At 70.1% G+C, this 25,055-nt stretch carries 21 protein-coding genes and 1 tRNA gene; 5 read left to right on the top strand and 17 right to left on the bottom strand.

Translation table 11 applies throughout. The features are described 5' to 3' along the window. Positions 1-73: 73 nt before the first annotated feature. From TSO221_RS25410 to leuC, 4 genes are all read right to left on the bottom strand, one after another. On the bottom strand, positions 74-1,198 hold the full coding sequence (locus TSO221_RS25410) for an AbrB family transcriptional regulator (RefSeq protein WP_109121305.1): 1,125 nt from the start codon (positions 1,196-1,198) through the stop codon (positions 74-76). Between the two features lie 82 nt (positions 1,199-1,280). Then, positions 1,281-2,621 (bottom strand): 2-hydroxycarboxylate transporter family protein, encoded by a 1,341-nt coding sequence (locus tag TSO221_RS25405; protein WP_199229623.1) that lies wholly within the window; start codon positions 2,619-2,621, stop codon positions 1,281-1,283. A gap of 77 nt (positions 2,622-2,698) precedes the next feature. Beyond that, positions 2,699-3,310, bottom strand: a complete 612-nt coding sequence (leuD, locus tag TSO221_RS25400; RefSeq protein WP_109121303.1) for a 3-isopropylmalate dehydratase small subunit — start codon at positions 3,308-3,310, stop codon at positions 2,699-2,701. Between the two features lie 12 nt (positions 3,311-3,322). Continuing rightward, a complete protein-coding gene (leuC, locus tag TSO221_RS25395; RefSeq protein WP_348770293.1) occupies positions 3,323-4,741 on the bottom strand; it encodes a 3-isopropylmalate dehydratase large subunit in 1,419 nt (472 codons plus the stop codon). Positions 4,742-4,953: 212 nt separating this feature from the next. Between leuC and TSO221_RS25390 the strand changes: the two genes are divergently transcribed. Next, positions 4,954-5,910, top strand: coding sequence for a LysR family transcriptional regulator (locus TSO221_RS25390; RefSeq protein WP_109121301.1), 957 nt, complete (start codon positions 4,954-4,956; stop codon positions 5,908-5,910). 47 nt (positions 5,911-5,957) lie between these two features. Here the strand turns inward: TSO221_RS25390 and TSO221_RS25385 are convergent, their stop codons facing one another. The 7 genes from TSO221_RS25385 to TSO221_RS25355 form a co-directional block, all read right to left on the bottom strand. Continuing rightward, complete coding sequence (locus tag TSO221_RS25385) at positions 5,958-6,776, bottom strand: phosphodiesterase (protein ID WP_109121300.1); 819 nt, start codon at positions 6,774-6,776, stop codon at positions 5,958-5,960. A 5-nt stretch (positions 6,777-6,781) separates the two neighbouring features. Next, positions 6,782-7,831, bottom strand: coding sequence for an ABC transporter ATP-binding protein (locus TSO221_RS25380; protein ID WP_109121299.1), 1,050 nt, complete (start codon positions 7,829-7,831; stop codon positions 6,782-6,784). Beyond that, the gene (locus tag TSO221_RS25375) at positions 7,828-8,628 is read right to left on the bottom strand and encodes an ABC transporter permease subunit (protein WP_109121298.1); all 801 of its coding nucleotides are present in this window, start codon (positions 8,626-8,628) and stop codon (positions 7,828-7,830) included. The genes TSO221_RS25380 and TSO221_RS25375 overlap by 4 nt, the downstream gene beginning before the upstream one ends. A 5-nt stretch (positions 8,629-8,633) precedes the next feature. Further along, complete coding sequence (locus TSO221_RS25370) at positions 8,634-9,419, bottom strand: ABC transporter permease (RefSeq protein WP_109121297.1); 786 nt, start codon at positions 9,417-9,419, stop codon at positions 8,634-8,636. Between the two features lie 134 nt (positions 9,420-9,553). Continuing rightward, positions 9,554-10,564 carry an ABC transporter substrate-binding protein gene (locus tag TSO221_RS25365; RefSeq protein WP_109121296.1) on the bottom strand — a complete coding sequence of 337 codons (1,011 nt, stop codon included), beginning with the start codon at positions 10,562-10,564 and terminating at the stop codon, positions 9,554-9,556. Further along, a complete protein-coding gene (locus TSO221_RS25360; protein ID WP_109121295.1) occupies positions 10,558-11,598 on the bottom strand; it encodes a LacI family DNA-binding transcriptional regulator in 1,041 nt (346 codons plus the stop codon). The genes TSO221_RS25365 and TSO221_RS25360 overlap by 7 nt, the downstream gene beginning before the upstream one ends. Before the next feature lie 253 nt (positions 11,599-11,851). Continuing rightward, a tRNA-Gln gene (locus TSO221_RS25355) sits at positions 11,852-11,925 on the bottom strand. A 274-nt stretch (positions 11,926-12,199) separates the two neighbouring features. On the opposite strand from TSO221_RS25355, the gene TSO221_RS25350 reads away from it, so the two are divergent. The 3 genes from TSO221_RS25350 to guaB all read left to right on the top strand — a co-directional run bounded on the left by TSO221_RS25350 (position 12,200) and on the right by guaB (position 15,643). Then, entirely contained in the window at positions 12,200-13,159 is a 960-nt protein-coding gene (locus tag TSO221_RS25350) for a Ppx/GppA phosphatase family protein (RefSeq protein ID WP_247878274.1), read from the top strand. A gap of 21 nt (positions 13,160-13,180) precedes the next feature. Next, positions 13,181-13,897 (top strand): RlmE family RNA methyltransferase, encoded by a 717-nt coding sequence (locus TSO221_RS25345; protein WP_109121293.1) that lies wholly within the window; start codon positions 13,181-13,183, stop codon positions 13,895-13,897. A 267-nt stretch (positions 13,898-14,164) separates the two neighbouring features. After that, positions 14,165-15,643: an IMP dehydrogenase gene (guaB, locus tag TSO221_RS25340; protein ID WP_109121292.1), complete on the top strand. Its 1,479-nt coding sequence runs from the start codon at positions 14,165-14,167 to the stop codon at positions 15,641-15,643. Between the two features lie 139 nt (positions 15,644-15,782). Here guaB and TSO221_RS25335 read toward each other — a convergent pair whose 3' ends face one another. The 3 genes from TSO221_RS25335 to TSO221_RS25325 are packed head-to-tail and all read right to left on the bottom strand — an operon-like array spanning position 15,783 to position 18,262. Then, positions 15,783-16,523, bottom strand: coding sequence for a polysaccharide deacetylase family protein (locus TSO221_RS25335; RefSeq protein ID WP_146208904.1), 741 nt, complete (start codon positions 16,521-16,523; stop codon positions 15,783-15,785). Beyond that, positions 16,520-17,035 carry a GNAT family N-acetyltransferase gene (locus tag TSO221_RS25330; RefSeq protein WP_109121290.1) on the bottom strand — a complete coding sequence of 172 codons (516 nt, stop codon included), beginning with the start codon at positions 17,033-17,035 and terminating at the stop codon, positions 16,520-16,522. The genes TSO221_RS25335 and TSO221_RS25330 overlap by 4 nt, the downstream gene beginning before the upstream one ends. A gap of 6 nt (positions 17,036-17,041) precedes the next feature. Next, positions 17,042-18,262, bottom strand: a complete 1,221-nt coding sequence (locus TSO221_RS25325; protein WP_247878273.1) for a murein transglycosylase A — start codon at positions 18,260-18,262, stop codon at positions 17,042-17,044. A 283-nt stretch (positions 18,263-18,545) separates the two neighbouring features. Here TSO221_RS25325 and TSO221_RS25320 point away from each other — a divergent pair, with 283 nt between their 5' ends. Continuing rightward, a complete protein-coding gene (locus TSO221_RS25320) occupies positions 18,546-19,868 on the top strand; it encodes an RsmB/NOP family class I SAM-dependent RNA methyltransferase (RefSeq protein ID WP_109121289.1) in 1,323 nt (440 codons plus the stop codon). Positions 19,869-19,919: 51 nt separating this feature from the next. On the opposite strand, the gene TSO221_RS25315 is transcribed toward TSO221_RS25320, so the two are convergent. The 3 genes from TSO221_RS25315 to TSO221_RS25305 form a co-directional block, all read right to left on the bottom strand. Next, a complete protein-coding gene (locus TSO221_RS25315) occupies positions 19,920-22,382 on the bottom strand; it encodes a carbohydrate-binding domain-containing protein (RefSeq protein WP_109121288.1) in 2,463 nt (820 codons plus the stop codon). A 334-nt stretch (positions 22,383-22,716) separates the two neighbouring features. Further along, complete coding sequence (locus TSO221_RS25310) at positions 22,717-23,637, bottom strand: class I SAM-dependent methyltransferase (RefSeq protein WP_247878272.1); 921 nt, start codon at positions 23,635-23,637, stop codon at positions 22,717-22,719. A 127-nt stretch (positions 23,638-23,764) separates the two neighbouring features. Further along, a complete protein-coding gene (locus TSO221_RS25305) occupies positions 23,765-24,994 on the bottom strand; it encodes an endo-1,4-beta-xylanase (protein ID WP_109121287.1) in 1,230 nt (409 codons plus the stop codon). Positions 24,995-25,055 lie beyond the last annotated feature (61 nt).

Raw genomic sequence — 25,055 nt, 5'->3', positions numbered from 1 at the left:
GTTTGCGTCAGGTCACCGCGGCCGCCCATACAGGAGCTCCCGACCCAAAGGGAACCCGCTGGCCCAAGAGATGTCACCGTGACGGCGTGACCGTCTCCTCCGCGCGCTTCTCCGCCGGCGCACCGGTCCGCGGCTGCCAAACCGGGGTCAGCACGCCGATGCCAAGGAAACGCACCACGTGGTGCGTGCCGATGAAGGCGGCGTCCAGGCCGAGCGCGAAGGCGACGATGGTCATGGCCTCCAGCCCGCCGGGAGCATAGGCGATCCACAACTGCCCGAACGGCATGCCCAGCCATGCCGAGCCGGCCCCGGCGAAGGCGGCAGACAGGCACAAGGCGATCACGACGCTGCCGACGGCCGGCCCCAGCGCCCGCCGCAGGGTCGCCAGCGGTACTCCCCGGAAGCGGGCTCCGATGGCGGCGCCGGCCACCAGGAAGCCGGCGACCAGGAGCCCGGATGGCAACTGGCCGTGCGCGAGATCCGCGCCGTGCAGCACCGAACTCACCAGCATGGCGCCGAGCAGGGCGTCGCCGGGGAGGCGGAAGCGGTGGAACAGGTACGCGCCGGCGCCGCTGGCGGCCAGCAGCCCGGCCACACCCAGGATGCCGTCGCCGCCGCCCGCCGCCATCGGCGCGCCGGGCGCCGGGAGCGGCGTCGTCAGGCGCAGGATCAACGGCATGACGGCCACCAGGATGAACAGGCGCAGGCTCTGCGCCAGGGCGACCCGCGGCAGGTCCACGCCGCTGCGGGCCGCCATCGCCAGGACCGCGGCCAGGGCGCCGGGGATGGCGCTGAAGCGGGCGGTGGCGTGGTCCCAGCGGTGCACGCGCTCCAGATAGACCGAACAGGCGGCGACCGTCGCGGCGATGGACACCGCCAGCAGCGCCATGCTGAGGGGCCACGTGTGCATCAGCCGCAGCGTGTCGGGGGTCACCCCGGCGCCGATGGACATGCCGATCAGCACGAAGGCCACCTCGCGCATCCAGGCTGGGACGTGCAACGGCACCCGCGTGCCGATGGCGCCCGCCGCCACCGCGATCATCGCGCCGGCCAGCCAGGCGGCGGGCATGCCGGCCCAGGCGAACAGCGCGCCGCCGGCCGCGCCGATGGCCAGCGTCGACGCGACGCTGGCGGCGCCCTTGCCGAGCGTCGCCAGGCGGCCATCTCCGATTCCGCGTTCCTTGCCGTCACGAGGCATGCGCAACCCGCTCCTTCCCCCATCACCCCCGGACCCGGGAAACCCGGGGCGCCGTCCGCCGCAGCGCCCCGGGCCACCCGCGTCAGCCGCCGTAGACCAGCCGCGCCAGCAGGGTGGCGATGACGATCATCGCCGCGCCGCCGATGCGGGTCGAGATCTGCGCGAAGGGCATCAAGCCCATGCGGTCCGAGGCGGACAGGATGGCGACGTCGCCGGTGCCGCCGAGCCCGCTGTGGCACGCGGTGACGATGGCGGACTCGACCGGGAACATCCGCAGCCGGGCGCCGATTACGAACCCGGCCGCGATCATGGCCAGCACGGTGACGCCGCAGATGGCGAAGTAGCCGATGGTGAAGGAGGCCACGAGCTGCGGCCAGGACACCAGCAGGCTGCCCATGGCGACCAGGATGCCGAAGGTCAGGTTCGTGGACATGAACTTGTTGATCTGGTAGGCGCCCGCCTCCATCTCGGCCGGCAGGATCTTGCTCACCTTGAGCACCGCGGCGCAGATGATCATCAGGATCGGCCCCGGAATGCCCGTGACCGGAGCCAGCAGCGCCCCGAGGGTGAAGAAGCCGCAGGCCAGCAGAAGGCCGGCGCCCATCAGCCGGAACTCGAGCGGCCGGTCGGCGCCCTTCTCGGCCAGCAGCTCGCGGTCGTCGCCGGAGCGCACCAGCATGCCGTTGCCGCTCAGCTGCGGGTACCTCTGGCCAAGGCGATGCAGCAGGCCGCTGGCGATGATGGCGACCACGTTGCCGAGCAGGGCGGCCGGGACCATCATGGCCACCAGCTCGCCCTGGGGCCGCTGCATGATCTCGGAATAGCCGATCGACAGCGGCAGCACCCCTTCCGCCAGCCCGCCGCCGACGATCGGGATCAGGATGAAGAAGAAGGTGTGCAGGGGATCGTAGCCGAAGAACAGGCCCACCAGGATGCCGGCCGTGATGGCGGCCAGCGTGCCGCCCAGCAGCGGCACGAACATCCGCAGGAAGCCCTGCACCAGGACCCGGTGCGGCATGCCGAGGATGCTGCCCGCGACCAGGCAGGCGATGTAGAAATACTGGAAGTTGGCGACCTTGAAGGTGGTGGACACCGCCTTCAGCATCTCCGGATCCATCACCTTGTACCCGACCAGCGCGGCGGGCACGAACAGGCACAGGATGGCGGTGCCGCCGATCTGCTTCAGGACGGGCAGCCGGCTGCCCAGCTCGCCCAGCAGGAAGCCCATCAGCAGCATGACCGACAGGCCGCCGATGATGTCGTTGGGCAGCTTTCCGGTCAGCGCCGCCGCGATCGTCACGGCGCTGAGCGCCGCGTAAACCGGGAGCGGAAGCGGCCCGACCCTGACGGACAGCAGCCGGCGCCAACCGATGGGCGGCGCGGCGCACTCCAGTTTCTCGGCAGTCAATTGCACGTCTGACACGGCGATCCTCCAATATTGTTCGTATGCCTGGCGCCGGGACGGGCGCGGCTTCGGTGCGGTGCGGCTGGGGAAAGGGTTCAGCGGAACCAGGGATTGGCGCCGTGGTGGCGCGCCTCGAAGCCGCGGATGTCGTTGGCGTGCTGCAAGGTGGCGCTGACCGCGTCCAGGCCGCGGACCAGGGCGTCCTTGCGCAGCGGCCCGATGTCGAACGGGATCTCCAGGCCGTCGGCCTCGACCCGGATGGTCTGCGCCGGCAGGTCGATGGTCAGCGCGTTGCCGGTCGGCCGGCCGGCGCGGGCGGCGAGATCCTCGACGACCGCGGACGGCAGGCTCACCGTCAGCACGCCGTTGCGGTGGCAGTTGTCGTTGAAGATGCCGGCGAAGCTGGTGCCGATCAGCGCGCGGATGCCCAGCTGCGACAGCCCCCACACGGCGTGCTCGCGGCTCGACCCGCAGCCGAAGTTGGGGCCGACGACGAGGAAGCGGGCGCCCGCCCAGGCCTCCCGGTTGAGGATGAAGTCCCCGTTGGGGCGGCCGTCGGCGTGGAAGCGCAGCGCGTGGAAGACGCCGCGGTCCAGGCCCCTGCGGTCCACGCCCTTCAGGAACTGCTTGGGCATGATGACGTCGGTATCGACGTTCGGAGCGGCGAAGGGGGCCGCGCGCCCGCTGACCTGGGTGAAGGGTTGCATGGCTCTGGCCTCCTAGGCGAACTGGCGGACGTCGGCGAGGCGCCCGGCGACCGCCGCGGCGGCCACCATGGCCGGGCTCATCAGGTGGGTGCGGGCACCTGGCCCCTGGCGCCCCTCGAAGTTGCGGTTGGTGCTGGAGGCACAGCGGTCGCCGGGCTCCAGGATGTCGTCGTTCATGGCGAGGCACATGGAGCAGCCGGACTGCCGCCACTCGAAGCCGGCCTCGGTGAAGACCCGGTCGAGCCCTTCGGCCTCGGCCTGGCGGCGCACCTGGCTGGAGCCGGGAACGATCATCGCCCGCACCCCCTCGGCGACCCGGCGCCCGCGCAGCACGCGCGCGGCGTCCCGCAGGTCCTCGATGCGCGCGTTGGTGCAGGAGCCGATGAAGGCGTGGCTGATGGTGATCGCCGCGAGTGGCATGCCGGGCGTCAGGCCCATGTAGTCCAGCGCACGCAGCATGGCGCCCCGGCGCACCGGGTCCGGCGCCTCGTCCGGGGCGGGCACCCGGCCGTCCACCGTCGCGGCCTGGTCGGGGCTGGTGCCCCAGGTGACCATGGGCGAGACCTCCCCGGCGCGCAGCGTCACCTCGCAGTCGAAGACGGCGCCGGGGTCGCTTCCGAGCGCGAGCCACGCCTCGCACGCCCGGCCCCAGAGTTCGCCCTTGGGCGCGCGCGGGCGCCCCTCGATGTAGTCGAGCACCTTGCGGTCGGCGGCGATCACCGCGCCGCGGGCCCCCGCCTCAACGATCATCGTGCAGACGGTCATGCGCCCCTCGACGCTCATCCCGTCGATGGCGGACCCGGCGAACTCGACGGCATAGCCTGTCGCCCCGTCGGCGCCGATGCGGCGGATCACCTCCATCACCACGTCCTTGGCGGTGACGCCGAACGGCATCCGGCCGTCGACGGTGATCCGCATCGTCTTCAGGCGGCGGTAGACCAGGGTCTGGGTCGCCAGGTAATGCTCGATGTCCGAGGTGCCGATGCCGAAACCCAGCGCTCCCAGCGCGCCGTAGGCGGTGGTGTGGCTGTCGCCGGCGGCGATCACCATGCCGGGCATCACGAGTCCCTGCTCGGGGGCGACCACGTGCTCGATCCCCTGCCGGGGGTCGAGGACGTCGAACAGCTCGATCCCGAAATCGCGGGCGTTCTCGGCGAAGTACTCGACCTGCCGGGCGGCGCCGGCGTCCGGCATCCGCCGGGTGCGCCGCGCGGCGGTGGGGTTGACGTGATCGACCACCATCAGCGCCGCCGACGGGTTCCAGACCTTGCGCCCGGCCTCCCGCAGTCCGGAAAACGCCTGCGGGCTGGTGTACTCGTTGAGTATCGTGCGGTCGATATACAGGAGAATCTGTCCGTCGCCATCAAGGCTGCGCACGGTGTGCGCATCGATGATCTTGTCATACAGCGTCTTCGGCTTTTCCATACCCATCCCCAATGCGCCGGATCTTCGTCGCGCCAGAACTTTCGCTGCGCTATTGTGGGCGGCACCCGGAGGGCTTTCCCAATGCTGTTTGCGAATAAACTTATGAGCGGCTGGCACGCCGGCCCGTTCGCCGCTAATCAGGAAGGGCGGCCCGCCCGCCCGTCCGGGACGATCGCTCGCTTGTGGTGCGCGGCCGCCGGACGCAGGGGAGGAGAGCTGTGGAAATCGCATGGCTTGAGGATTTTCTCGCGGTGCTGGAGCACGGCGGCTTCTCCCGGGCGGCGGAGGCCCGCCACATCACGCAGTCGGCGCTGAGCCGCCGGATCCGCGCGCTGGAGGAATGGGTCGGCACGCCGCTGCTGATCCGCACCACCCACTCCGTCAGGCTCACGCCGTCGGGGGAGGCGTTCCAGGCCACGGCGGAGGAGACGTTGCGGCGCCTCGCGGCGGGACGGACCGAGGCGCTCGAACTGGCCCAGGGCGCGTCCGATCTGCTGCGCTTCGCCTCGACGAACGCCCTGTCCTGGGTCTTCTTTCCGGTGTGGCTGCGCCGCGTCGAGGCGACCCTGCCGTTCGGCATCAACGTTCAACTGGTCGCCAACCACATGGAGGCCTGCGAGCGCATGATGATCGCCGGCCAGGTCCAGTTCCTGCTGTGCCATCATCACGATGCCGCCAAGGCACAGTTGAACGACAACCAGTTCCGCTCCCTGCACGTCGGGGACGATGTTCTGCTGCCCATCAGTGCTCCCCGGCCGGACGGCGGCGGCGAGCCGCTGTTCGCTCTGCCGGGCAGTCCGGAATTGCCCGTCCCCTATGTTTCCTACCGGCCGGAGTCCGGCATGGGGCGGATCGTCGCGGCCGCGCAGGGGAGCTTCCCCTCTAAGATCTGGCTCAAGCCGACCTTCACGTCGCATCTGGCGAAGCTGCTGGTCACGATGGCTCTGGACGGACGGGGCATGGGATGGGCGCCGAAAAGCCTGATCGAGGATTCCCTCGAGACGGGAGATCTGGTGCGGGCCGGGGACAGCCGCTGGGATATCCCGATCCAGATCCACCTGTACCGCTCGCGCGCCCGGCAATCCCTGACCGCCGAACGCTTTTGGTCGCACCTCGAATCGATTGCAGCCTCGAAGCTTGGCCCAGTCTCGGACAACAGTCTGCCTGTGACATGAACGCGTGTGTCGGCGGAGCTGGATGGATCGTGTCCCGAGTCGTGCGGTCAGTCGATCAGCTTGCCGTCTTCAAAGAACGGATGCGGCCCTTCGAACGCTCCGACGGTTGCGGTGTGGCTGACCAGACCGTTTTCCTCCGTCCACAGGTGGAGCTGGAATCCGGGCGGCTCCAGCACGAACGCCGATGGAGCGTTGTCGCGCAGGTCGAGCGCCACCTGGTGGCTGGTGCCCGGCGCCGTCGACGCAAGCGTGCCGGCCCAGCGGACTTGGATCGGGCGGTGCAGGTGGCCGCACAGCACGCGCTCCACCTGGGGGTGCCGGCGCACCACCGCAGCCTGATCGGCGGCACCGGCCAGCCCGATGCGGTCCATGTGGCCGATGCCGGTGCGGAACGGCGGGTGGTGCTGGAAGAGCACCGTCGGCCGGTCCGGTTGTTCGGCGAGGCGCTCGCCGAGCCAGCGCAGCCGCTCCGGGCACAGAAGGCCGCCTCCCTGCCCGGGCAGCACGGTGTCGAGCCCGATCAGCCGCACCGGCCAGTCCTCCACCGCGAAATGCAGGAAACCGCCATCCTGCGGAAGGTGGAGGGCGTCGCCGAACGCGGCGGCCATGGCGGCGCGGTCGTCGTGGTTGCCGGGCACGGCGAACAGCGGGGCCTTCAGCGGCTGGAGGATCTCGCGCAGCAGGCCGTATTCCTCCGGCCGGCCGGCGTCCACCAGATCGCCGGTCACCAGCACCACGTCCGGCGGGGTGACGAGGGCGTTGACCGTGTCCACCACCGCGGCCAGCGCTGCCGCGGTGTCGACCCGGCGGTAGGCGAGGCGGCCGCGCGGCTTGATGTGCGGGTCGGAGAGCTGGGCGATCAGCATCGGCGTCATTCCGGCAGGGTGAGCAGGCGGGCGGGGTCGAAGCCCAGCGATACGGCGTCGCCGCGGGCGAGATCGGTGCGTCCGGGGGCGTCGACGGTGAGGGTCAGGCCGTCGGCGGTCTCCGCCACCACGCGGGTGCGGTCGCCGAGGAAGACGGTGGCGGCGATGCGGGCGTCCACATGGCCGCCGGACGCGGTGAGCGCGACGTCCTCCGGCCGCACCAGAACCTCGATGCGGCCCTGCGGTCCGGACCACGGCAGTTCGCCGCGGCCGAGCAGGAGGCGGCCGTCCTGCGCCACGGCAGGAAGGCGGTTCATGGTGCCGATGAAGTCGGCAACGAAGGCGTCGGCCGGCCGGTGATAGATCTCGCGCGGGGTGCCGACCTGCGCCACCCGGCCCTTCGACATGACCACGATGCGGTCGCCGAGCGCCATGGCCTCGGCCTGGTCGTGGGTCACGTAGATCGCGGTGATGCCGAGCGCCCGCAGCAGGCGGTCGATCTCCAGGCGCAGGCTGTCGCGCAGCTTGGCGTCCAGTGCGGTCAGCGGCTCGTCCAGCAGCAGCACCCGCGGGCGCACCACCAGCGCGCGGGCCAGCGCGACGCGCTGCCGCTGCCCGCCAGAGAGCTGGTCGATGCGCCGGCCGGCGAGGTCGGCGATGTGCATCATCGCCAGCATCTCCTCCGCCCGCTCCCGGCGCTCGGCCTTGGGGACGCCGCGCACCCGCAGGCCGTAGGCGACGTTCTCGGCCACGCTCATGTTGGGGAACAGGGCGTAGCTCTGGAAGACCATGCCGACGTTGCGCCGCTCGATCGGCAGGGCGGTGACGTCGTCCTCGCCGTAGAACACCCGCCCGCCCTCGTCCGGCCGCTCCAGCCCGGCGAGGATGCGCAGCGTCGTCGTCTTGCCGCAGCCCGACGGGCCGAGGAAGACCACCGTCTCGCCGCCGCGGATGTCGAGGTCGAGCGGCTCCAGCGCGCGCACGCCGCCGTGGAAGGTCTTGGCGCAGCGGCGCAGGCGCACCGGCACGGCGTCGAGGTGGAAGGAACCGCTCATTGCTCACTCCTGGGGCGCCCGCGGCCGGCGAGGATCTGCAGCAGGATCAGGCTCGGGACGATCATGACGAAGAACACCAGCGTGTAGGCGCTGCCGATCTCCAGACGCATGGAGGCGTAGCTGTCCGCCAGCCCGACCGGCAGCGTCTTGGTCAGCGGCGTGTGCAGCAGCCAGGTGAGGTTGAACTCGCCCATCGACAGCGTCAGCACCATCAGCGAGCCGGCGAGGATGCCCGACAGGCAATTGGGCAGCACCACGTGGACGAAGCGCTGGATGAAACCGGCGCCCAGGCTGGCCGCGCCCTCCTCCAGCGTCGCGAAGTCGATGGAGTGCAGCACCGCCAGCACCGAGCGCACCATGAAGGGAAGCGTGAACAGCACGTGCCCGGCCAGGATGAACAGCCAGCTGCGCCGGAAATCGCCGAAGCCGCCGTAGGTGACGATCAGCGCCAGCGCGGTGGCGAGGCCGGGCACGGCGACCGGCATGACCAGCAGCTCCTCGATGGCGCGCGCGACGGCGCCCTGCTTGCGCGCCAGCACATAGGCCGCCGGCACGCCGAGCAGCAGCGTGCACGCCAGGCAGGCGAAGGCGATCTGCATGGACAGGCCGATGGTCTCGGCATACAGGCGCCAGACCTCATCGACCCATTTCAGCGTCAGCCCGCTCTTGATGCCGACGAAGTAGTTCACGGTGACGCCGGCCAGCATGGACAGCACCACCGGCACCACCAGCAGAGCGCACACGAGCAGCGTGAAGGTCAATTGCGCCCAGAACGCGGGGCCGCGGCGGTGGGTCATCGCCGTCACCCCGCCGCCGCGACCGAGGAGCCGGCGAAGCTGCGCGCCGTCGCCAGCGCCGCCCAGGTCACCGCGCCCAGCACGAAGCTGAGCGCCGCCGCCGTGGCGATGTTCGCCTGGAGCGTGAACTCGGTGTAGATGGTCATCGGCAGCACGTCGATGCGGGTGGCCAGCGTGAAGGCGGTGCCGAAGGCGCCCATGGCGGTGGCGAAGCAGATCGCTCCGGCCGACAGGAAGGCGGGCTTGAGCGCCGGCAGGATGACGTGCGCCACCACCTGCCACGGCCGGGCGCCTAACGAGCGCGCCGCCTCCTCGTGCGAGGGGTCGAGCTTCTCGGCGGAGGCCATGACGGTGAGAATGACGCGCGGGATCGAGAAGTAGACGTAGCCGAGGAACAGGCCGGCCATGGAATAGGCGAACACCAGCTTCGAGCCGGTCAGCGCCTGCGTGACGTCGCCGATCAGCCCCTGCCGCCCGGCCAGCATGATGACCATGAAGCCGATCACCACGCCGGGGAAGGCCAGCGGAAAGGTCAGCATGGCGACCAGCACGCTGCGCCCGGGAAAGCGGTGGCGCACCAGGAACAGCCCGGTCACCGTGGACACCGCCAGCGTCACTGCGGTGACCCCGGCCGACAGCAGCACGGTGGAGACGAGGCTCTGAAGGTGCCGCGGGTTGAGGAGGATGGACGCGTACGCCGCCCATCCCTCCGCGCCGGAGCCGCCGATGACGAACAGCCGCGCCATCGGCAACAGGAAGAAGGCGCCGAACACCACGGCGGCCGGCGCCATCAGCGCGGCCAGGGGGAGAGGATCGCGGCGGAGAAGGACTTGCCCCCACCCCTGACCCCTTCCCCGCTTCGCAGGGGAGGGGAAAAACGCCTCCCCCTGCGAAGCGGGGGGAGGTTGGGAGGGGGGCAATGCCATCACCGCACCTCCGCCTGGTAGCGGTCCATGAAGCCCTTCTGCGCCGCCGCCATTTTGGCGAGGTCCACCGGCTTGACGCGGGCGTACTCGGCGTCGGGGAGGAACTTCGCGGCCATCTCGGCGGACATGGCGCCGGCGCGCACCGGGCGCATGAAGGCGTTGGCCCACAGCGCCTGCCCCTTGTCGGACAGCACGTAGTCCAGCACCTTCCGGCCGTTGTCCGGGTTCGGGCCGTTCTTCACCAGGCTCATCACGTAGGGCACCGAGACCGAGCCCTCAGCCGGGATGACGAACTCCACCGGCGCCTTGTCGGTGTACTTGGCGCGGTAGGCGTTGAAGTCGTAGTCGATGAGGATCGGGATCTCGCCCGACAGGACGCGCGCGTAGGAGGTCTGCTTCGGCACGATGGGCTGGTTCTTCTGCAGTTCCTGGAACCACACGATCGCCCTGTCGAAGCTGTCGTAGCCGCCGCCCAGCGCCAGGTTGACCGCCACCGCGCCGACGTAGCCGACGGCGGCGCTGGTCGGGTCGAGGTAGCCGACCATGCCGGCATACTCCGGCTTCTTCAGGTCGGCCCAGGAGCGCGGCACCGGCTTGCCGGCGAGGGCGGCGGTGTTGACGAACAGGCCGAGCGTGCCGGAGTGGATGGTGAACCAGTGCCCCTCGGTGTCCTTCTGGTCGGCCGGAATGTCGTCCCAGTGCGCCGGCTTGTGGGGCGCGACGACGCCCGCGGCCTTGGCCTGGATGCCGACCGGACCGCCCAGATAGACGACGTCGGCGACCGGCCTGTCCTTCTCGGCGAGCATGGCCGACAACGACTGGCCGGAGTTCTTGTTGTCGAACGGCACCGTGATGCCGAGGTCGTCCTTGATCGCCTTGAGCTGCGACGCCCAGTCGGCCCACTCCGGCGGGCAGTTGTAGCAGATCGCCGCCTGCTGCGCGGCGGCCGGGGCGGCGGTGGCGAGGCCGGCGGCCAGCAGCGCGGCCCCCAGGAACATCGGTTTCAGCATGCGGCGTGTCCTCTCTGCGGTTGCGCGCGCGTCGGCGCGGGTCCCAGGGACTCCCCCGGGCGGAAGGTGAAGGCGAGGAGTGACGGTTCCCCGGCCGGATTGCCGGCGAGCTGGTCCAGCAGGCGGGCAAAGGCCGCTTCGCCCAAGGCGCGGGACGGCTGCACCAGCGTGGCGAGGCTGGGGGAGACCAGCGCGCCGATTTCGACGCCGTCGAAGCCGGTGACCGAGACGTCGTCGGGCACCGACAGGCCGAGGTCGCGCAACGCCCGGATCACCGCCAGCGCCACCATGTCGTTGGAGCCGAACAGGGCGGTCGGCGGGTCGGCGGTCGTCATGTGGTGGGCGAGGTGCTGCGCCAGCCGGGTGTCGGCGAAGTCCACCTCGACCAGCGGCCCGGACGGCAGCCCGGCATCGGCAAGCGCAGCGCGATAGCCCTCGTGCCGCAGCCGCGAGCGGTCGGATTGCAGGAAGCGGCCGGCCACCATGCCAACGCGCCGGTGGCCGAGCGCGACGATGCGCTCCACCATGGCACGGGCGGCGGCCACGTTGTCGACCGACACGAAGGGACGTGGACCGCATGGCTGGTTGTAGACCAGGACGTAGGGCGCCTCCGCCTCGTCCAGCGCGTCCAGACAGCGGCTGTCGTCGGCATCGGCAACGGTGAGGATCAGCCCCTCCACCTGATGCGACAGGAACGTCTCCACCGCGGCGCGCTCGCGCTCGGCATCGTAGTCGGACGACGCGATCAGCACGGAATAGCCGGCGACCGCGCACGCGATCTGGATACCGGCGACGCAATCGGCGAAGACCGGATTGCGCAGCGAGGGGACCAGCACGCCAATGGTGTGCGTGCGCGCCGCCTTCAGGCTGCGGCCGAGCCGGTTGGGTCGAAACCCCAGGGCCTCAATGGCGTCGCGCACGCGCTCCGACGTGTCCGGCGCGATGGACGTGAAGCCGTTCAGCACGCGCGACACCGTGGAGATGGACACGCCGGCGCGTGCGGCCACGTCCCGGATCGTTGTGCCCTTCGCCATCTCCCCCGAACCTCCCACATCCTCCAGCGACCGTTGTCGGCCGTCGGGGCGATGATCGGAGAGAGCGATTGCAGGTCCGTGACGGGTTGAAAACGTTTTCATGAACATTGGCGGCCCAAATCCGGCGGCAGCCGGGGGCCGCGGTGGGCAGGCCCACCGTCGACGGTTTCGTCCCGCATGGTCGTGACCACCTGCGGATCGTTGCAGGGGCGGCGGAGCCAAATGGTTGATTTTAAAGGGAAGTCGTGAGGGTTGGTTGGGGGACTAGGATTCGAACCTAGGCTGGCGGAGTCAGAGTCCGCTGTCCTACCGCTAGACGATCCCCCAGACCGTCGCCGGGAGCGACGCTTGGTCGCGCACCCGTCGTGGGCGGCCCTTTTAGCACCGGATTCCCACGTTGTGAAGCCCCGAATTGCGCTGTCCATCGGAATACGCACGGCTCCCCCCTCGAAAGCAAGGCTTCGCCCGGCCCACGGAAGCGGTTAGTATGTCCACCATTCCGCGGCGTCCATGAGAGTCGCCGGATATGGGAGGAGTCGTGGACGCTTACCTGCACAGCGATCGGTCCTGCGAGTCCGAACGGACGCGGTCGACGGCCCCTGTGCGCCCGGTTTATGCGGCCCTCGACCTCGGCACCAACAATTGCCGGCTCCTCATCGCCCGCCCGACGCAGAGCGGGTTCCGCGTGATCGACGCCTTCTCGCGCATCGTCCGCCTGGGCGAGGGCGTGTTCAGCAGTGAGCGCCTGTCCGAGTCCGCCATGGAACGCACGCTGGCCGCGCTGCGGGTGTGCGGCGGCAAGATCCAGCGCCGCGGTGTCACCGCCGTGCGCGCCGTCGCCACCGAGGCCTGCCGGCACGCCCGCAACTGCACGCCCTTCCTGGAGGCCGTCGAGGACGAGACCGGCATCGCCATCGAGATCATCTCCAGCCAGGAGGAGGGGCGGCTGGCCATCGCCGGCTGCGCCGCGCTGCTCGACCCGCGCATCCCGCACGCGCTGGTCTTCGACATCGGCGGCGGCTCGACCGAACTGATGTGGCTGGCGCTCAGGCCGGGGGGGCGGCCGCGGCTGGTCGACCAGATCTCGATCCGCTGCGGCGTCATCGGCCTGTCGGAACGCTACGGCGGCGACGTCATCGCGCCGGAGGCCTACCGCGCCATGGTCGAGGAGGTCGCCGCGCAGATCGAACCCTTCGCCGAGCGCAACAGCATCCGCACCCACCTGGAGCGCGGCGGCGTGCAGATGCTGGGCACCTCGGGCACGGTGACGACGCTGGCGGGGGTGCACCTGGGGCTGGCGCGCTACGACCGGCGGGCGGTGGACGGCAGCTTCCTGCGCGTCGATCACGCCCGCGACATCATCCGCCGCCTCGTGGCGCTGGACTTCGAGGGCCGGTCCAGGCATGCCTGCATCGGCCTGGAGCGCGCCGACCTGGTGGTGGCGGGCTGCGCGGTGCTGGAAGCCATCTGCGACTGTTGCCCGGTGGAACGCCTGCGCATCGCCGACCGCGGCCTGCGCGAGGGCATCCTGGTCGATCTCATCGGGTCGACACAGGGCTGACGGATTTGTAAATAAGGTACCATGACCCAGAAGAAGTCCTCGTCGACGCGGCCGGGCGGCCGGCAGACGACCGTCCGCGTCAAGACCGCGGCCAAGCGTTCCAACTCCTCGGCGCGCTGGCTGGAGCGGCAGCTCAACGACCCCTACGTCGCCGACGCCAAGCGGCGCGGCTTCCGCTCGCGCGCGGCATTCAAGCTGCTGCAGCTCGACGAGAAGTTCCACATCCTGGCGCCCGGCAAGCGCATCGTCGACCTCGGCGCCGCCCCCGGCGGCTGGACCCAGGTGGCGGTGGAGCGCGTCAAGCCGGAGCAGACCGGCGGGCAGGTCGTCGGCCTCGACATCCTGGAGATGGAGCCGCTGGCCGGCGCCACCACCTTCCAGGCCGACTTCCTCGACGAGGCGGCGCCCGAGCGGCTGAAGGCCGTCATGGGCGGCCCGGCCGACGTGGTGCTGAGCGACATGGCGGCGCCGACCACCGGGCACCAGCAGACCGACCACCTGCGCATCATGGCGCTGGCCGAGGCCGCCTACGACTTCGCCGAGGAGGTGCTGGCCCCCGGCGGCGCCTTCGTCTGCAAGCTGTTCCAGGGCGGCGCCGAGCGCGACCTGCTGACCCGGCTGAAGCAGGACTTCGCCGTGGTCAAGCACGCCAAGCCGCCGGCCAGCCGCCAGGACTCCTCGGAGACCTACGTGGTGGCGACGGGGTTCCGCGGCGGGGCGAAGCGGGACGAGGAATGAAACGGTTTGCGACGCTGTGAAACGCGTTTCGGTGGTGTGTTTCATGCGGTGCTCGTCCGTTGGGCCGGCATGGCCCGGCTTGGCACCCTCCGTGCGGCATGATTGCCGTTTATAGGAATATTGTCAAGGAAGGTGTGCCGCGCCCTCCGCGCCCGGCATGGCAGTCCTGCGCCCGTCGCCGCGGTCCTTCCGAGGTGTAGTGGGTCGCGGCCCTTCACAAGCGCATCTTCTTGTGTATAGTGCCGCAAATTTTGCGGGAGATGGCCGATGTCGCGTGTATCCAACATCCGCGAAGCCCTGACCTTCGACGACGTGTTGCTGGTCCCCGGCGCCTCCGAGGTGCTGCCGGGCGACGTCGACACGCGCTCGCGGCTGACCAAGACCATCCGGCTGGGCATTCCGCTGCTGTCCTCGGCTATGGACACGGTGACGGAAAGCGCGCTCGCCATCGCGCTGGCGCAGGCCGGCGGCATCGGCGTCGTCCACCGCAACCTCGACATCGAGCGGCAGGCCGAAGAGGTCCGCAAGGTCAAGCGCTACGAGAGCGGCATGGTGGTCAACCCGATCACCATCGCGCCCGACGCCACGCTGGCCGACGCGCTGGGCATCATGGCCGCCTACAAGATCTCCGGCATCCCGGTGATCGAGGGGGTGGACGCCCGCGGCTCGGGCAAGCTGGTGGGCATCATCACCAACCGCGACGTCCGCTTCGCCACCGATCCCAAGCAGCCGATCGCCGAGCTGATGACCAAGAAGGTCGTCACGGTGCGTGAGGGCGTCAGCCAGGACGAGGCCAAGCGCCTGCTGCACCACCACCGCATCGAGAAGCTGCTGGTGGTGGACGAGGACTACCGCTGCATCGGCCTCGTCACCGTGAAGGACATCGAGAAGGCGCAGGCCTTCCCCACCGCCTGCAAGGACGACAAGGGCCGCCTGCGCGTCGCCGCCGCCACCGGCACCGGGCCGGACGGCCTGCGCCGCGCCGAGGCGCTGTTCGACGCCGGTGTCGACGTGCTGGTGGTGGACACCGCGCACGGCCACTCGTCGAAGGTGCTCGACCAGGTGCGCGCCGCGCGCGCCATGGGCAACTACACCCAGGTGATCGCCGGCAACGTGGCGACCGCCGAGGCCGCCAAGGCGCTGATCGACGCCGGCGCCGACGCGGTGAAGGTCGGCATCGGCCCGGGTTCCATCTGCACCACGCGCATCATCGCCGGCGTCGGCGTGCCGCAGCTCACCGCCATCATGGACGTGGTGGACGAGTGCCAGAAGCACGACATCCCGGTGATTGCCGACGGCGGCATCAAGTTCTCCGGCGATCTGGCGAAGGCCATCGCGGCGGGGGCGGACTGCGCCATGCTCGGCAGCCTGTTCGCCGGCACCGACGAGAGCCCCGGCGAGGTCATCCTGTACCAGGGCCGCTCGTACAAGAGCTACCGCGGCATGGGCTCGGTGGGGGCGATGGCGCGCGGCTCGGCCGACCGCTACTTCCAGCAGGAAGTCTCCACCATGAAGCTGGTGCCGGAGGGCGTCGAAGGCCGCGTGCCGTACAAGGGCCCGGTGTCGGCGGTGATCCACCAGCTGATCGGCGGCCTGCGCGCCGCCATGGGCTACACCGGCAACAGCACGATCCCGGAGATGCAGTCGAAGTGCAACTTCGTGCGCATCACCAACGCCGGCCTGCGCGAGAGCCACGTGCACGACATCACCATCACCAACGAGTCGCCGAACTACCGGCAGGGGTGATTTTTAAAGCCCTCCCCCGCCTCCGGCGGGGGAGGGTTGGGTGGGGGCAACGACGCCTCCGGGAAGCTGCGGTCTCCACGCAGGCCGCTGCCTCCTCCTAGTCTCCCCCGCCGGAGGCGGGGGAGGGATTCCCCAATGATTACGCCGCCGCGCGTTCCATCTGCGCCTTCCACTCGGTCAGCGTCACGAAGCGGAACCGCTCGTCCTTCGCCCGCTCCAGGATCCGCGGCAGAGCCGCCACCGTCCCGGCGTGGTTGGAGTGCATCAGCACCACCGCGCCGGGGGTGAGGCCGCGCATCACCCGCTCCTCGATCACCGCGGGCGGATGGTCGCGGTAATCCTGGCTGTCGACGGTCCACAGGATCGTCTCCAGGCCGGCGGCCCGGGCGATGCCCAGCGTGTGGTCGTCGTAGGAGCCGAAGGGCGGTCGGAACCAGCGCGTCGGCCGGCCGGTGACCGTCTCCAGCAGCGCGTTGGTGCGGCGCAGCTCGATGGCCTGCTCCTCGGGCGTGCAGTGGATCAGCCGACGGTGGCTCCAGGTGTGGTTGCCGATCTCGTGGCCGTCCTGGGCGATCTCGCCGGCGAGGCGGGCGTGGCGCTGCGCGTTGCGGCCGACCAGGAAATAGGTCGCCGGTACCCCGTACGCGCGCAGGATGCGGCGGATCTCCGGGTCGTAGGCGGTGTCGGGGCCGTCGTCGAAGGTCAGCGCGACGATGTTCTCGGTCAGCCCCTCGGGGTGCAGCGTCAGGCCGGCGCCGGGGTAGAGCTGCGCGGTCAGGAACCCGGCGTGGCCATGCGTCGCCACCCAGCTCAGCTCCCGGGCGTGCGCGGGAGCGGCGGACAGGGCGGCCATCCCGGCCAGGAACGCTCGGCGTTTCACAGGGCTCTCCCAAGGAACAGCAGGGGTTTGCGCAGCACCGCCTCGGTGAAGCCCAGGCGGTTGTAGAAGCCGACGTTGCGCATGCCGTCGGCGGTAACGACGTGCACGCCGGGGATGCCCTCGGCGACGCAGTCCTCGACGAAGCGCCCGACCAGCTGCTGGCCGATGCCCTGGCCGCGGCGCTCCGGCCGAACGTTGACGTGCAGGTGCGCGGGGAAGCGCGGGAACAGGTCGTCGAAGGTGTCGTAGCGCGGGATCGTCTCGAACAGCCCCTCGGCGTCCGCGCTGTCCAGGCAGCCGGTCAGGTAGCCGCCGAAGGAACCGTCGTCGTCGCGCCAGAACCAGATGTCCCACGGCGCGTTCTCGACGTACCAGCCGGTCCAGGTGCGGAAGAACGACGTCCGCGCCTCCGGCGACGCGAATTCGGTGCGCGCGGCGGAGAGGAAGAAGATCTCCTCCAGCGCGCGCAATGCCGCCGACGGGTCGGGCAGCTTGGTCAGGCGGACGAGCACCGGAGGCTACCGCTGCGCCGTCTGCACCGAGCGGCGCGGCACCAGCATGGTGTAACGGCCGCGCGCCTTCATCACGCCGGCCGCGTCGGCGGCCTCGGCGCCGGGGCCCCAGAACAGGTCGCCGCGCACCTCGCCCTTGATGGCGCCGCCGGTGTCCTGCGCGACGACGAGGCGCTTGATCTCGCCGCCGGGCACCGGCACGTCCTTGGCCTCCAGCCACAGCGGCACGCCGAGCGGTACGTGGCTCGGGTCCACCGCCAGGCTGCGGCCGGGGACGAGGCGCGTGTTCAGCGCGCCGCGGGCGCCGACGTCGCTGTCGCGGGTGCGGAAGAAGACGTAGCTCTGGTTCATGTTCATCACGCGCTTCGCCTGGCCCGGGTTGGCCTTCAGCCAGGAGCGGATGAGCTGCAGCGTCACCTGCTCCGGCGTCGCGATCCCCTCGTCGATCAGGTGGCGGCCGATGGGGTAGTAGGGCCGGCCGTTCTGCCCGGCGTAGTGTACGCCGACGACGCTGCCGTCGGTCATGCGGATGCGGCCGGAGCCCTGGATCTCCAGGAAGAAGGCGTCGATGGGGTCGTCCACCCACAGGATCTCCAGCCCCTTGCCCTTCAAGGCGCCGTTGACGATGCGCTCGCGCGTGGGGATGCCGCGCTTGGTCCGCGGCGGGGTGCGGTAGAGCGGGACGGTGTAGCGGTCGGTGCGCGTCCAGGAGCCGTGCAGCTCGGCCTCGTAATAGCCGGTGAACAGCCCCTCGGTGCCGCCGCCCAGCGAGACGGGGGTGAAGTGCGTCTCGAAGAAGGTGCGGGCGGCCTCGCGGTCGCCGGCGGGCAGGGAGCGGGCGGCGGCGCACGCCGGCTGCCAGTCGCTCACCGTGCCGGCTTTGCCCAGGCGGCGGTCGGGCGACTGGCCGCGGATCCAGTCGCAGCTGCGGTGGAAGGCGGCCAGTGCCTCGGCGTGGTCGTCCTCGGCCCAGCCGGGCAGGGTGCGGAAGTCGGCGGCGATCATGTCCAGGCTGACCGGCGGGTGCGCCGAGGCCCCGCCCTGCGCGACCGGGCGCTCGCCCGTGGTGGTGCACGCCGCGAGGCCCATCGCCAGAAGGCAGGACACCCGCGCCAGAACACGCCGCACCCCGCATCCCGCCGATTGCGCCATCGCGATCCCCTTGCCGGCCAGCGCCGGTTCCAGCGTTGAGAAGCCGCCGTCGTCTTGCCGCTCGTCTGGCGGCAACCGGCGTTGCCCATCTTTTTTACGGGGGAGGTTTAATAATCGTCAACGAAGCGCGGCGGAACGCAGTCTACGGGTGACGATGTCACAGACCAGGCCTGACGATTGTTTCCGGTGCTGCTGTGCAACCCGTTGATTTTCCTTATTTCGTGTTACCACGAACGAAATGGTTGCATCCACTTCAATTTTTCGGGGTTCGCGGGGCGGAGGCCGGCGCCGTCGACTCGGGGGATGACAAGACGCGGACAAACGGGTTATCGAGAAGCCCTTCCCGAAAGGAGCCCTTATGACGCCCGCTGCCCGCCTCCAGGCGGTGATCGACCTGTTGACCGAGATCGACGCCACCCCCCGTCCCGCCGACGCGGTGATGAGCGCGTTCTTCCGCGCCCGCCGCTTCATCGGCGCCAAGGACCGCAGCGCGGTGGCCGAGACCGTCTACGCCATCCTGCGCCGCCACGCCCGGCTCGGCTGGTGGCTGGAGAAGGAAGGGCACGAGGCCGACCCGCGCGCCCGCGTCATCGCCAACGCCATCCTGGCCGACGGCAAGCGCGCCGCCACCGTGGACGAGCTGTTCAGCGGCGGCAAGTTCGCGCCGCCCGCGCTGGCGCCGGACGAGAAGACGCTGGTCCACGCGCTGGACACCCACACGCTGGAGCACCCGGCGATGCCCGAGTGCGTGCGCGTCGAGTGCCCGCCCTGGGCCGAGCAGCCGATGCGCGGCGCGCTGGGCGACCGCTTCGAGCGGGAGATGACGGCGCTCTTGGACGCCGCCCCCCTCGACCTGCGCATCAATCCGGTGAAGGCCAACCGCGAGAGCGCGAAGAAGGCGCTGGAGAAGGCGGGCATCGCGGCGGAGGACACGCCGTGGTCGCCGCTCGGCCTGCGGGTCAAGGGGCGGCCGGCGCTGGCAGCGACCGACGCCTTCAAGAACGGGCTGGTGGAGATCCAGGACGAGGGCTCGCAGCTCGTCGCCTTCGCGGTGTCGCCGAAGCCGGGGCACCAGGTGGTGGATTTCTGCGCCGGGGCCGGCGGCAAGACGCTGGCCATGGCGGCGCTGATGAACAACAAGGGCCGGGTGGTCGCCTGCGACGTGCTCGACAAGCGGCTGAAGCGGGCGGCCGAGCGCTTCCGCCGCGCCGGCCTGCACAACATCGAGGCGCACCCGCTGACCAGCGAGCGCGATCCCTGGGTCAAGCGCCACAAGCGCAAGTTCGACCGCGTGCTGGTGGACGCCCCGTGCTCCGGCACCGGCACGTGGCGGCGCAACCCGGACAGCCGCTGGCGCCAGCTCGGGCCGGGGCTGGAACAGTTGCTGCCGCTGCAGGCGAACATCCTGGACAGCGCGGCGCGGCTGGTGAAGCCGGGCGGGCGGCTGGTCTACGCCACCTGCTCGCTGCTGGCCGAGGAGAACGAGAACCAGGTGGCGGCCTTCCTGGAGACGCACCCGGACTTCACGGTGAAGCCGGTCGCCGAGGTGTGGGCCGAGGAGAACCACGGCACCCCGCCGGCCGAGGGGCCGTACCTGCGCCTGATGCCGGCCAGGCACGACACCGACGGCTTCTTCGCCGCCGTGCTGGAGCGCAAGGGCGAGGACGAGGAGACCGCATAGGAAAAGGGCCGGCAGCCCTGGAGCTGCCGGCCCTCCTGCGGTTGCCCGCGTTTAGTGGGTGTAGATCGGATCGACGTCGTGCAGGGCGTCGATGTGGAAGGCCTCCATGCCCGCGGGCAGGGTGGAGGCGGCGGACGCCAGCGTCGCGTCGTGGGTGGCCGCCGGGGCCTCCTGGGCGGCCTGGGCCACCAGGAACTGCTCCACCGACGCGGCGGCCGCGGACGCTGCCTGGTTGATGGTGCCCACACCGGTGTCGTCGGCCAGCGTCGCCGAGGTCGGGGCGGAGAGCTTCAGCGAGAAGGTCTCGGCACCCTCGCTCACGCTGTCGCCCAGCACCTTGACGGCCACCGTCTTGGAGGTCTCGCCCGGGTTGAAGGTCAGCGTGCCGGAGGCGGCGGTGTAGTCGGAGCCGGCCTTGGCGGTGCCGTCCACCGTGGCGTAATTCACCTTGACCGTGCCGGTCGAGGCAGCCGACAGCTTCACCGTGAACACCGCGTCGGTCTGGCCCGGCGTGGCGGTCGAGCCCTTGAACAGGCCGTCCTTGATGGCGTTGTACTTGGTGTAGTCGACCTGCCAGTTGTCGGTCATGATGCCGCCGGTGTCGCCCGACCCCGGGCTCCAGGCCCAGTAGGTCCAGCTCGCACCCTGCTGGCCGGCGGCCAGGTCGATGGTGCCGTTGCCGTCCCAGTCGCCGTTCATGTACTTGACCAGCGCCGGCATCCACTTCTGGTCGATCGCCGTCTGCATCTTCGAGCCGTACTCGCCGACGAGGATCGGGCTCTCGTTGTCCTTCAGGAAGTGGCCCCACATCTGGTCCCACTTCGCCGGCATGTTGTTCGGGAAGTTGGAGGCCTGGAACCAGCTCTGCATGTACAGCGACGGGCCGTAGTCGTGCACCGAGTAGACCAGCTTGTTCGGCGTGTCGAACTTGACCTGGTAGTTGGCCTCGTTCAGCAGGTTGCCGCCCCACCAGTACCAGTTGGAGCCGACGACCTCGACGCCCTCGACGATCATCAGCCAGTCCTTGTTGACGGTCTGGATGGCGTCGCCGATGCGCTCCGCGGCGCGGGCCCAGTCGGTGGAGGCGCTGCCGGTGCCCCAGGTGGCCGAGCCGTGCGGCTCGTTGTGCAGGTCGGCGCCGACCACCGCGTCGTTGCCGGCGTAGCGCTGGGCCAGCATCTTCCAGTTGGCGATCATCTTCGATTCCGGGTACGCGTCGGTGTACCACAGGCCGTTCTCGTTGGCCGAGGCGCCGTCACCCGAACGGTGATGGTCGAGGATGATCTTCATGCCGATCTTGTCGGCGTAGTCGATGATCTTGTCGAAGACCTCCAGCGAGGTCTTGCCGGCGAGATCCGGGTTCTTCGAGTAATCGATGCCGGTCGGCATGCGGCCGGCGTCCAGCATGGCGTCGGACCAGGGCAGGCGGATGACGTTGAAGCCCAGCTCCTTCATCTTGTCCATGTGGTTCTGGTAGCTGTCCATCCACAGGCCCTGCGGGGCGAAGGCGTAACCCTCGGCGCCGAACCAGTTGACGCCGGTCAGCTTCACCGCGTTGCCGGCGCTGTCGATGATCTGGCTGCCCTTGGTGGACAGGAAGCCCGGCGCGATGCCGGTGCCGCCGGTGGTCATGCCCGGCTCGGTCACCGTCACGTCGCTCACCGTCAGCGACGGCGTGGTCGGGGTGGTGGGCGTGGTCGGAGTGGTGGGCGTGCTGCCGGCCGGGAAGTCGCTGGCCGGGGCGTTGAACACCAGCGTGCCGTTCCACCACATGCCGGACTGGCCGGCGGTGACGTCCTTGCCGTCGAGCGCGCCCTTGTCATAGGTGACGATGCTGTCGGTCGCCGTGTGGGCGTGGCCGTTGATGGTGACCTTGTTGACGATCAGGTCGCGGCCGGCCATGTCGTTGTCGTACTGGACCTGCACCTTGTGGCCGGCGCCGGCGGTGGCGTTGGTGGTGAAGCTGTAGTCCTTGGCGGTGGCGGAGGCGGTGCCCTCGCCAACCTTCACGCCATCGACCAGCAGGTTGAAGTGCGCGCCGACGCCGTTGGCGACGTTGGCCTGCGCGTTGACGACGATGGTCGAGGCACCGGTGGCCGGGGGCGTCGGGTTGGTGACGACCGGGGCCGGGTAATAGCTGGACGGGGTGCTGAAGGTCAGCGCGCCCTCCCACCACATGCCTTCCTGCCCGGCGACGACGTCCTTGCCGTCCAGCGCGTAGCGGTCGTAGGTGGCCTGGGTCGGCGCCAGCGTGTTGCCGTTCACCGAGATCGACTTGACGTACAGGTTGCGGTCCTGGCCGTTCACGGTGGCGTCGTTGTCGTAATGGACCTGCACCTTGTGGGCCTGCGAAGCCTCGACATCGGCGGTGAAGGTGTAGGCGGTCGGGCTGGTGGCGCTCACGGTCGCCTGACCGACCTCCTTGCCATCGACCAGCAGGCGCAGGTGGGGGAACACGCCCCCAGCGGACTGGCCATAGGCGTTGATGACGAACTTGGTCGAGGTGGTGGCCATGGGTCTATGCCCTTCTTTCCGTTGATCGGGTGAGGGCAGACTGGACCCCAATGGTTAACGCGATCTTTCAAATTTTAGGAAAAAGCAGCTCGAAGTTGTGGTAAAAAAGGGGCTGGAGCGACGGCGCTTTGCTATGGCGGATTTGCCACGGTGTGGTGTTCAGGCCAGGATTTCCGCGCCTTTTTTGGTCACAGCACGGCGTGAGGTGAGGGCCGCCGCCTGTTCCGCAGCGCCTCGAAGCGGTGTGGACACTTGCCTTTAAAGGGTCATTACGGTTAACGGCGCAAAGGCCGGCCGGACGGGATGGCGTCCGGCCGGCCTTGCGGTCCGCGCGTCAGCCTTTATGGGCGACCATGAAGACCTCGGGGCGGAACAGGAAGGCGGAGCCGCGCTTGGCGACGGCGTGCCGCACGCCGACCGGCAGCAGGCCGAGCATCGCCTCCACCGCGCGCGCGTAGGCGAGGTAGCCGGGGCCGGAGAAGCTTTTCACCGGCAGCCGGCGGCGCAGGCCGCGGGGTGCCACGTAGACCGCCTCCATCCGGGTGAAGCCGGCCTTGCGGCAGGCGGTGACGGTCTCGGCCCAGGTGTACTCGCGCAGGTGCATGCACACCGCCTCGTACAGGCCGAACACCTCCGACAGGTCCATCGGGCCGGCGAACTTGTGCGGCATGCTGAAGACGTAGCGTCCCTCCGGGCGCAGCAGCGCGTGCACGTTCCTCAGATGCGGCAGGAAATCGTCGGGGTGGTAGTGCTCGATGACGTGGGTGGAGATCACCGCGTCGAAGCTGCCGGGCCGCTCGAACGTCGTCAGGTTGACGCCGTCGGTGGTGCGCCACTGCACGGTGGCCTGAGGATCGACGTAGCGGGCGCCGCGCTCGCGGGTGATCTCCGTGGCGACGCAGCGCAGGCCGTGCCGCGCCAGGTAGCTGAGCAGGCGCGCCTTGCCCGAGCCGATCTCGTAGACGTCCTGCACGCCGTCCAGCAGCTTGAGGAAGTGCCCGAAGTCGAGGTCGTCGTCGTGGTCCGAGGTGTCGACCCCGTCGTTCAGCCAGGGGCACTCGCTGTACAGCGTGGTGTAGCAGCGCTCGAACACGTCCCAGCGGGTCTCCGGGCTGGAGGCCAGCAGTTCGCCGGCCAGCCGGCGCTCCAGGTCCCAGTGGCCGAGCACCATCTGCTCGTTCAGCGGATGCTGCGGGGAAAGGCCGAACTTCCTCTTGTAACGCTCGACAAGATGATGGCCGCTCTGGGTGCTCACGGTCTGCCTCTCGTGCGAATTCGCCGATGCAACCTTAAATGGGAGCCTCTCGCGCCGGCTGCGTCCCTCTCGTGGAGCACCGGAGCGGCGAAATCGAGAGGGGTAGGGGAGCCCCCGGGTTACCCCGTCACGCCCGCCGCGCCGCGCCCTCCAGCGCGCGGGCGGCGGCGTGGTAGAGCGGCAGCGGCTGCGAGGTGGCGTCGAAGGGCGAAGGGTTGGGCTTCAGCTCGCGCAGCTCCGACGCCAGCCAGTTGAGGTCGGAGCGCAGGTGCCACCACGTCACCTCGACGAGGGTGGCGTTGGCCGCCACGTCGCGCAGGTACTCCTGCGCCGTCCAGGCGATGGCGCGGTCCTTGTCCTCGCGGCTCCAGTGGCGGGGCAGGTGCCGCTCGTCGACGTCCAGCTCGGTGACGTGGACCGGGATGCCCAGCTTGTCCACCGCGCGCAGGAACGTCCGCATGCCGTCGCGGTCGTAGGGCTTGCCGGCGAACAGGTGGCTCTGCAGGCCCAGCCCGTCGATGGGCACGCCGCGCTTCACCGCGTCGGTCAGCCAGCGCAGCAGGTAGGCGCGCTTGCGCTGTTGCCAGCCCTCCGCCAGCTCGATGCCGAAGTCGTTGATCACCAGCTTGGCCGAGGGGAAGGTCCGGCGCGCGTGGTGGAAGAACGGGTCGAGCCACTCCGGCCCCCTGTCCCCGCCGGCCGCCACCCACCACATGCCGCGGCGGAAGCCGTGCGCGTCCTGCTGGTGCGGGTGGGAGGATCCGGTCTCCCAGAAGAAGACCTCGTTGGCGACGTCGATGCGCCAGAACGCGTCGCCGTAACGCTCGCGCACCGCGGCGGCGTAGCCGGTGAAGCGCCGCCAGTGGTTCTCCGGCGCCAGTGTGCCCTCGGGGGAGAAGTAGGCGGGCTCGCCGATGCGCAGCTCGGGCATGCGGCCGATGGGCAGCTTCATGTACTCAGGCATGCCCATGTGCTGCCACAGCATGCAGTGCCAGGCAGGGACGGCGCCAATGGCGCGGGCGTCGGCGACGGCGCGGTCGAAGCGGCGCCAGTCCCAATTGCCCTCCTGCGGTTGCAGCACCGCCCACTTGCCGCCGTTCTCCGGCACCACGAGATCGCATTCCTGCGCCATCAGCCGGTCGAGTTCGGGATCGTCGGGCAGGACGACGTGGTCGCGGGCGGCGCCGTGGCGGATGCCGCGGCTGCGGCAGATGTCGCGCAGGGTCGGCCCCGGCCCGGCGACCGGCACCAGCGGCGGCTGCAGCGCCTCGCCGTCGAAGGCCTGGGCGCAGCCGGCGGTCCACAGCACGCCGGCCAGCACGCCGAACAGGTCGCGGCGGCTGAAGGAGGTGTCCATGTGGGGGCTCCTCTAGAAACGGAAAGCCCCTCTCCCTTGACGGGAGAGGGGTTGGGGGAGA

The organism is Azospirillum sp. TSO22-1, from assembly GCF_003116015.1.
In the GTDB taxonomy this organism is placed as follows: domain Bacteria; phylum Pseudomonadota; class Alphaproteobacteria; order Azospirillales; family Azospirillaceae; genus Azospirillum.
Note: the sequence above shows the minus strand (reverse complement) of the source record. Positions and strands in the feature narration are given on the sequence as shown.

What these genes read in the sequence shown, in the direction of transcription:
- TSO221_RS25370 (WP_109121297.1), bottom strand. Translation starts at nt 9,419, where the DNA reads ATGGCGCCGGCCGCCGTGGTGTTCGGCGCCTTCTTCCTGTTGCCGATG.
- TSO221_RS25315 (WP_109121288.1), bottom strand. Translation starts at nt 22,382, where the DNA reads ATGGCCACCACCTCGACCAAGTTCGTCATCAACGCCTATGGCCAGTCC.
- TSO221_RS25345 (WP_109121293.1), top strand. Translation starts at nt 13,181, where the DNA reads ATGACCCAGAAGAAGTCCTCGTCGACGCGGCCGGGCGGCCGGCAGACG.
- TSO221_RS25410 (WP_109121305.1), bottom strand. Translation starts at nt 1,198, where the DNA reads ATGCCTCGTGACGGCAAGGAACGCGGAATCGGAGATGGCCGCCTGGCG.
- TSO221_RS25360 (WP_109121295.1), bottom strand. Translation starts at nt 11,598, where the DNA reads ATGGCGAAGGGCACAACGATCCGGGACGTGGCCGCACGCGCCGGCGTG.
- leuD (WP_109121303.1), bottom strand. Translation starts at nt 3,310, where the DNA reads ATGCAACCCTTCACCCAGGTCAGCGGGCGCGCGGCCCCCTTCGCCGCT.
- TSO221_RS25380 (WP_109121299.1), bottom strand. Translation starts at nt 7,831, where the DNA reads ATGAGCGGTTCCTTCCACCTCGACGCCGTGCCGGTGCGCCTGCGCCGC.
- TSO221_RS25320 (WP_109121289.1), top strand. Translation starts at nt 18,546, where the DNA reads ATGACGCCCGCTGCCCGCCTCCAGGCGGTGATCGACCTGTTGACCGAG.
- guaB (WP_109121292.1), top strand. Translation starts at nt 14,165, where the DNA reads ATGTCGCGTGTATCCAACATCCGCGAAGCCCTGACCTTCGACGACGTG.
- leuC (WP_348770293.1), bottom strand. Translation starts at nt 4,741, where the DNA reads ATGGGTATGGAAAAGCCGAAGACGCTGTATGACAAGATCATCGATGCG.
- TSO221_RS25305 (WP_109121287.1), bottom strand. Translation starts at nt 24,994, where the DNA reads ATGGACACCTCCTTCAGCCGCCGCGACCTGTTCGGCGTGCTGGCCGGC.
- TSO221_RS25385 (WP_109121300.1), bottom strand. Translation starts at nt 6,776, where the DNA reads ATGCTGATCGCCCAGCTCTCCGACCCGCACATCAAGCCGCGCGGCCGC.
- TSO221_RS25375 (WP_109121298.1), bottom strand. Translation starts at nt 8,628, where the DNA reads ATGACCCACCGCCGCGGCCCCGCGTTCTGGGCGCAATTGACCTTCACG.
- TSO221_RS25365 (WP_109121296.1), bottom strand. Translation starts at nt 10,564, where the DNA reads ATGCTGAAACCGATGTTCCTGGGGGCCGCGCTGCTGGCCGCCGGCCTC.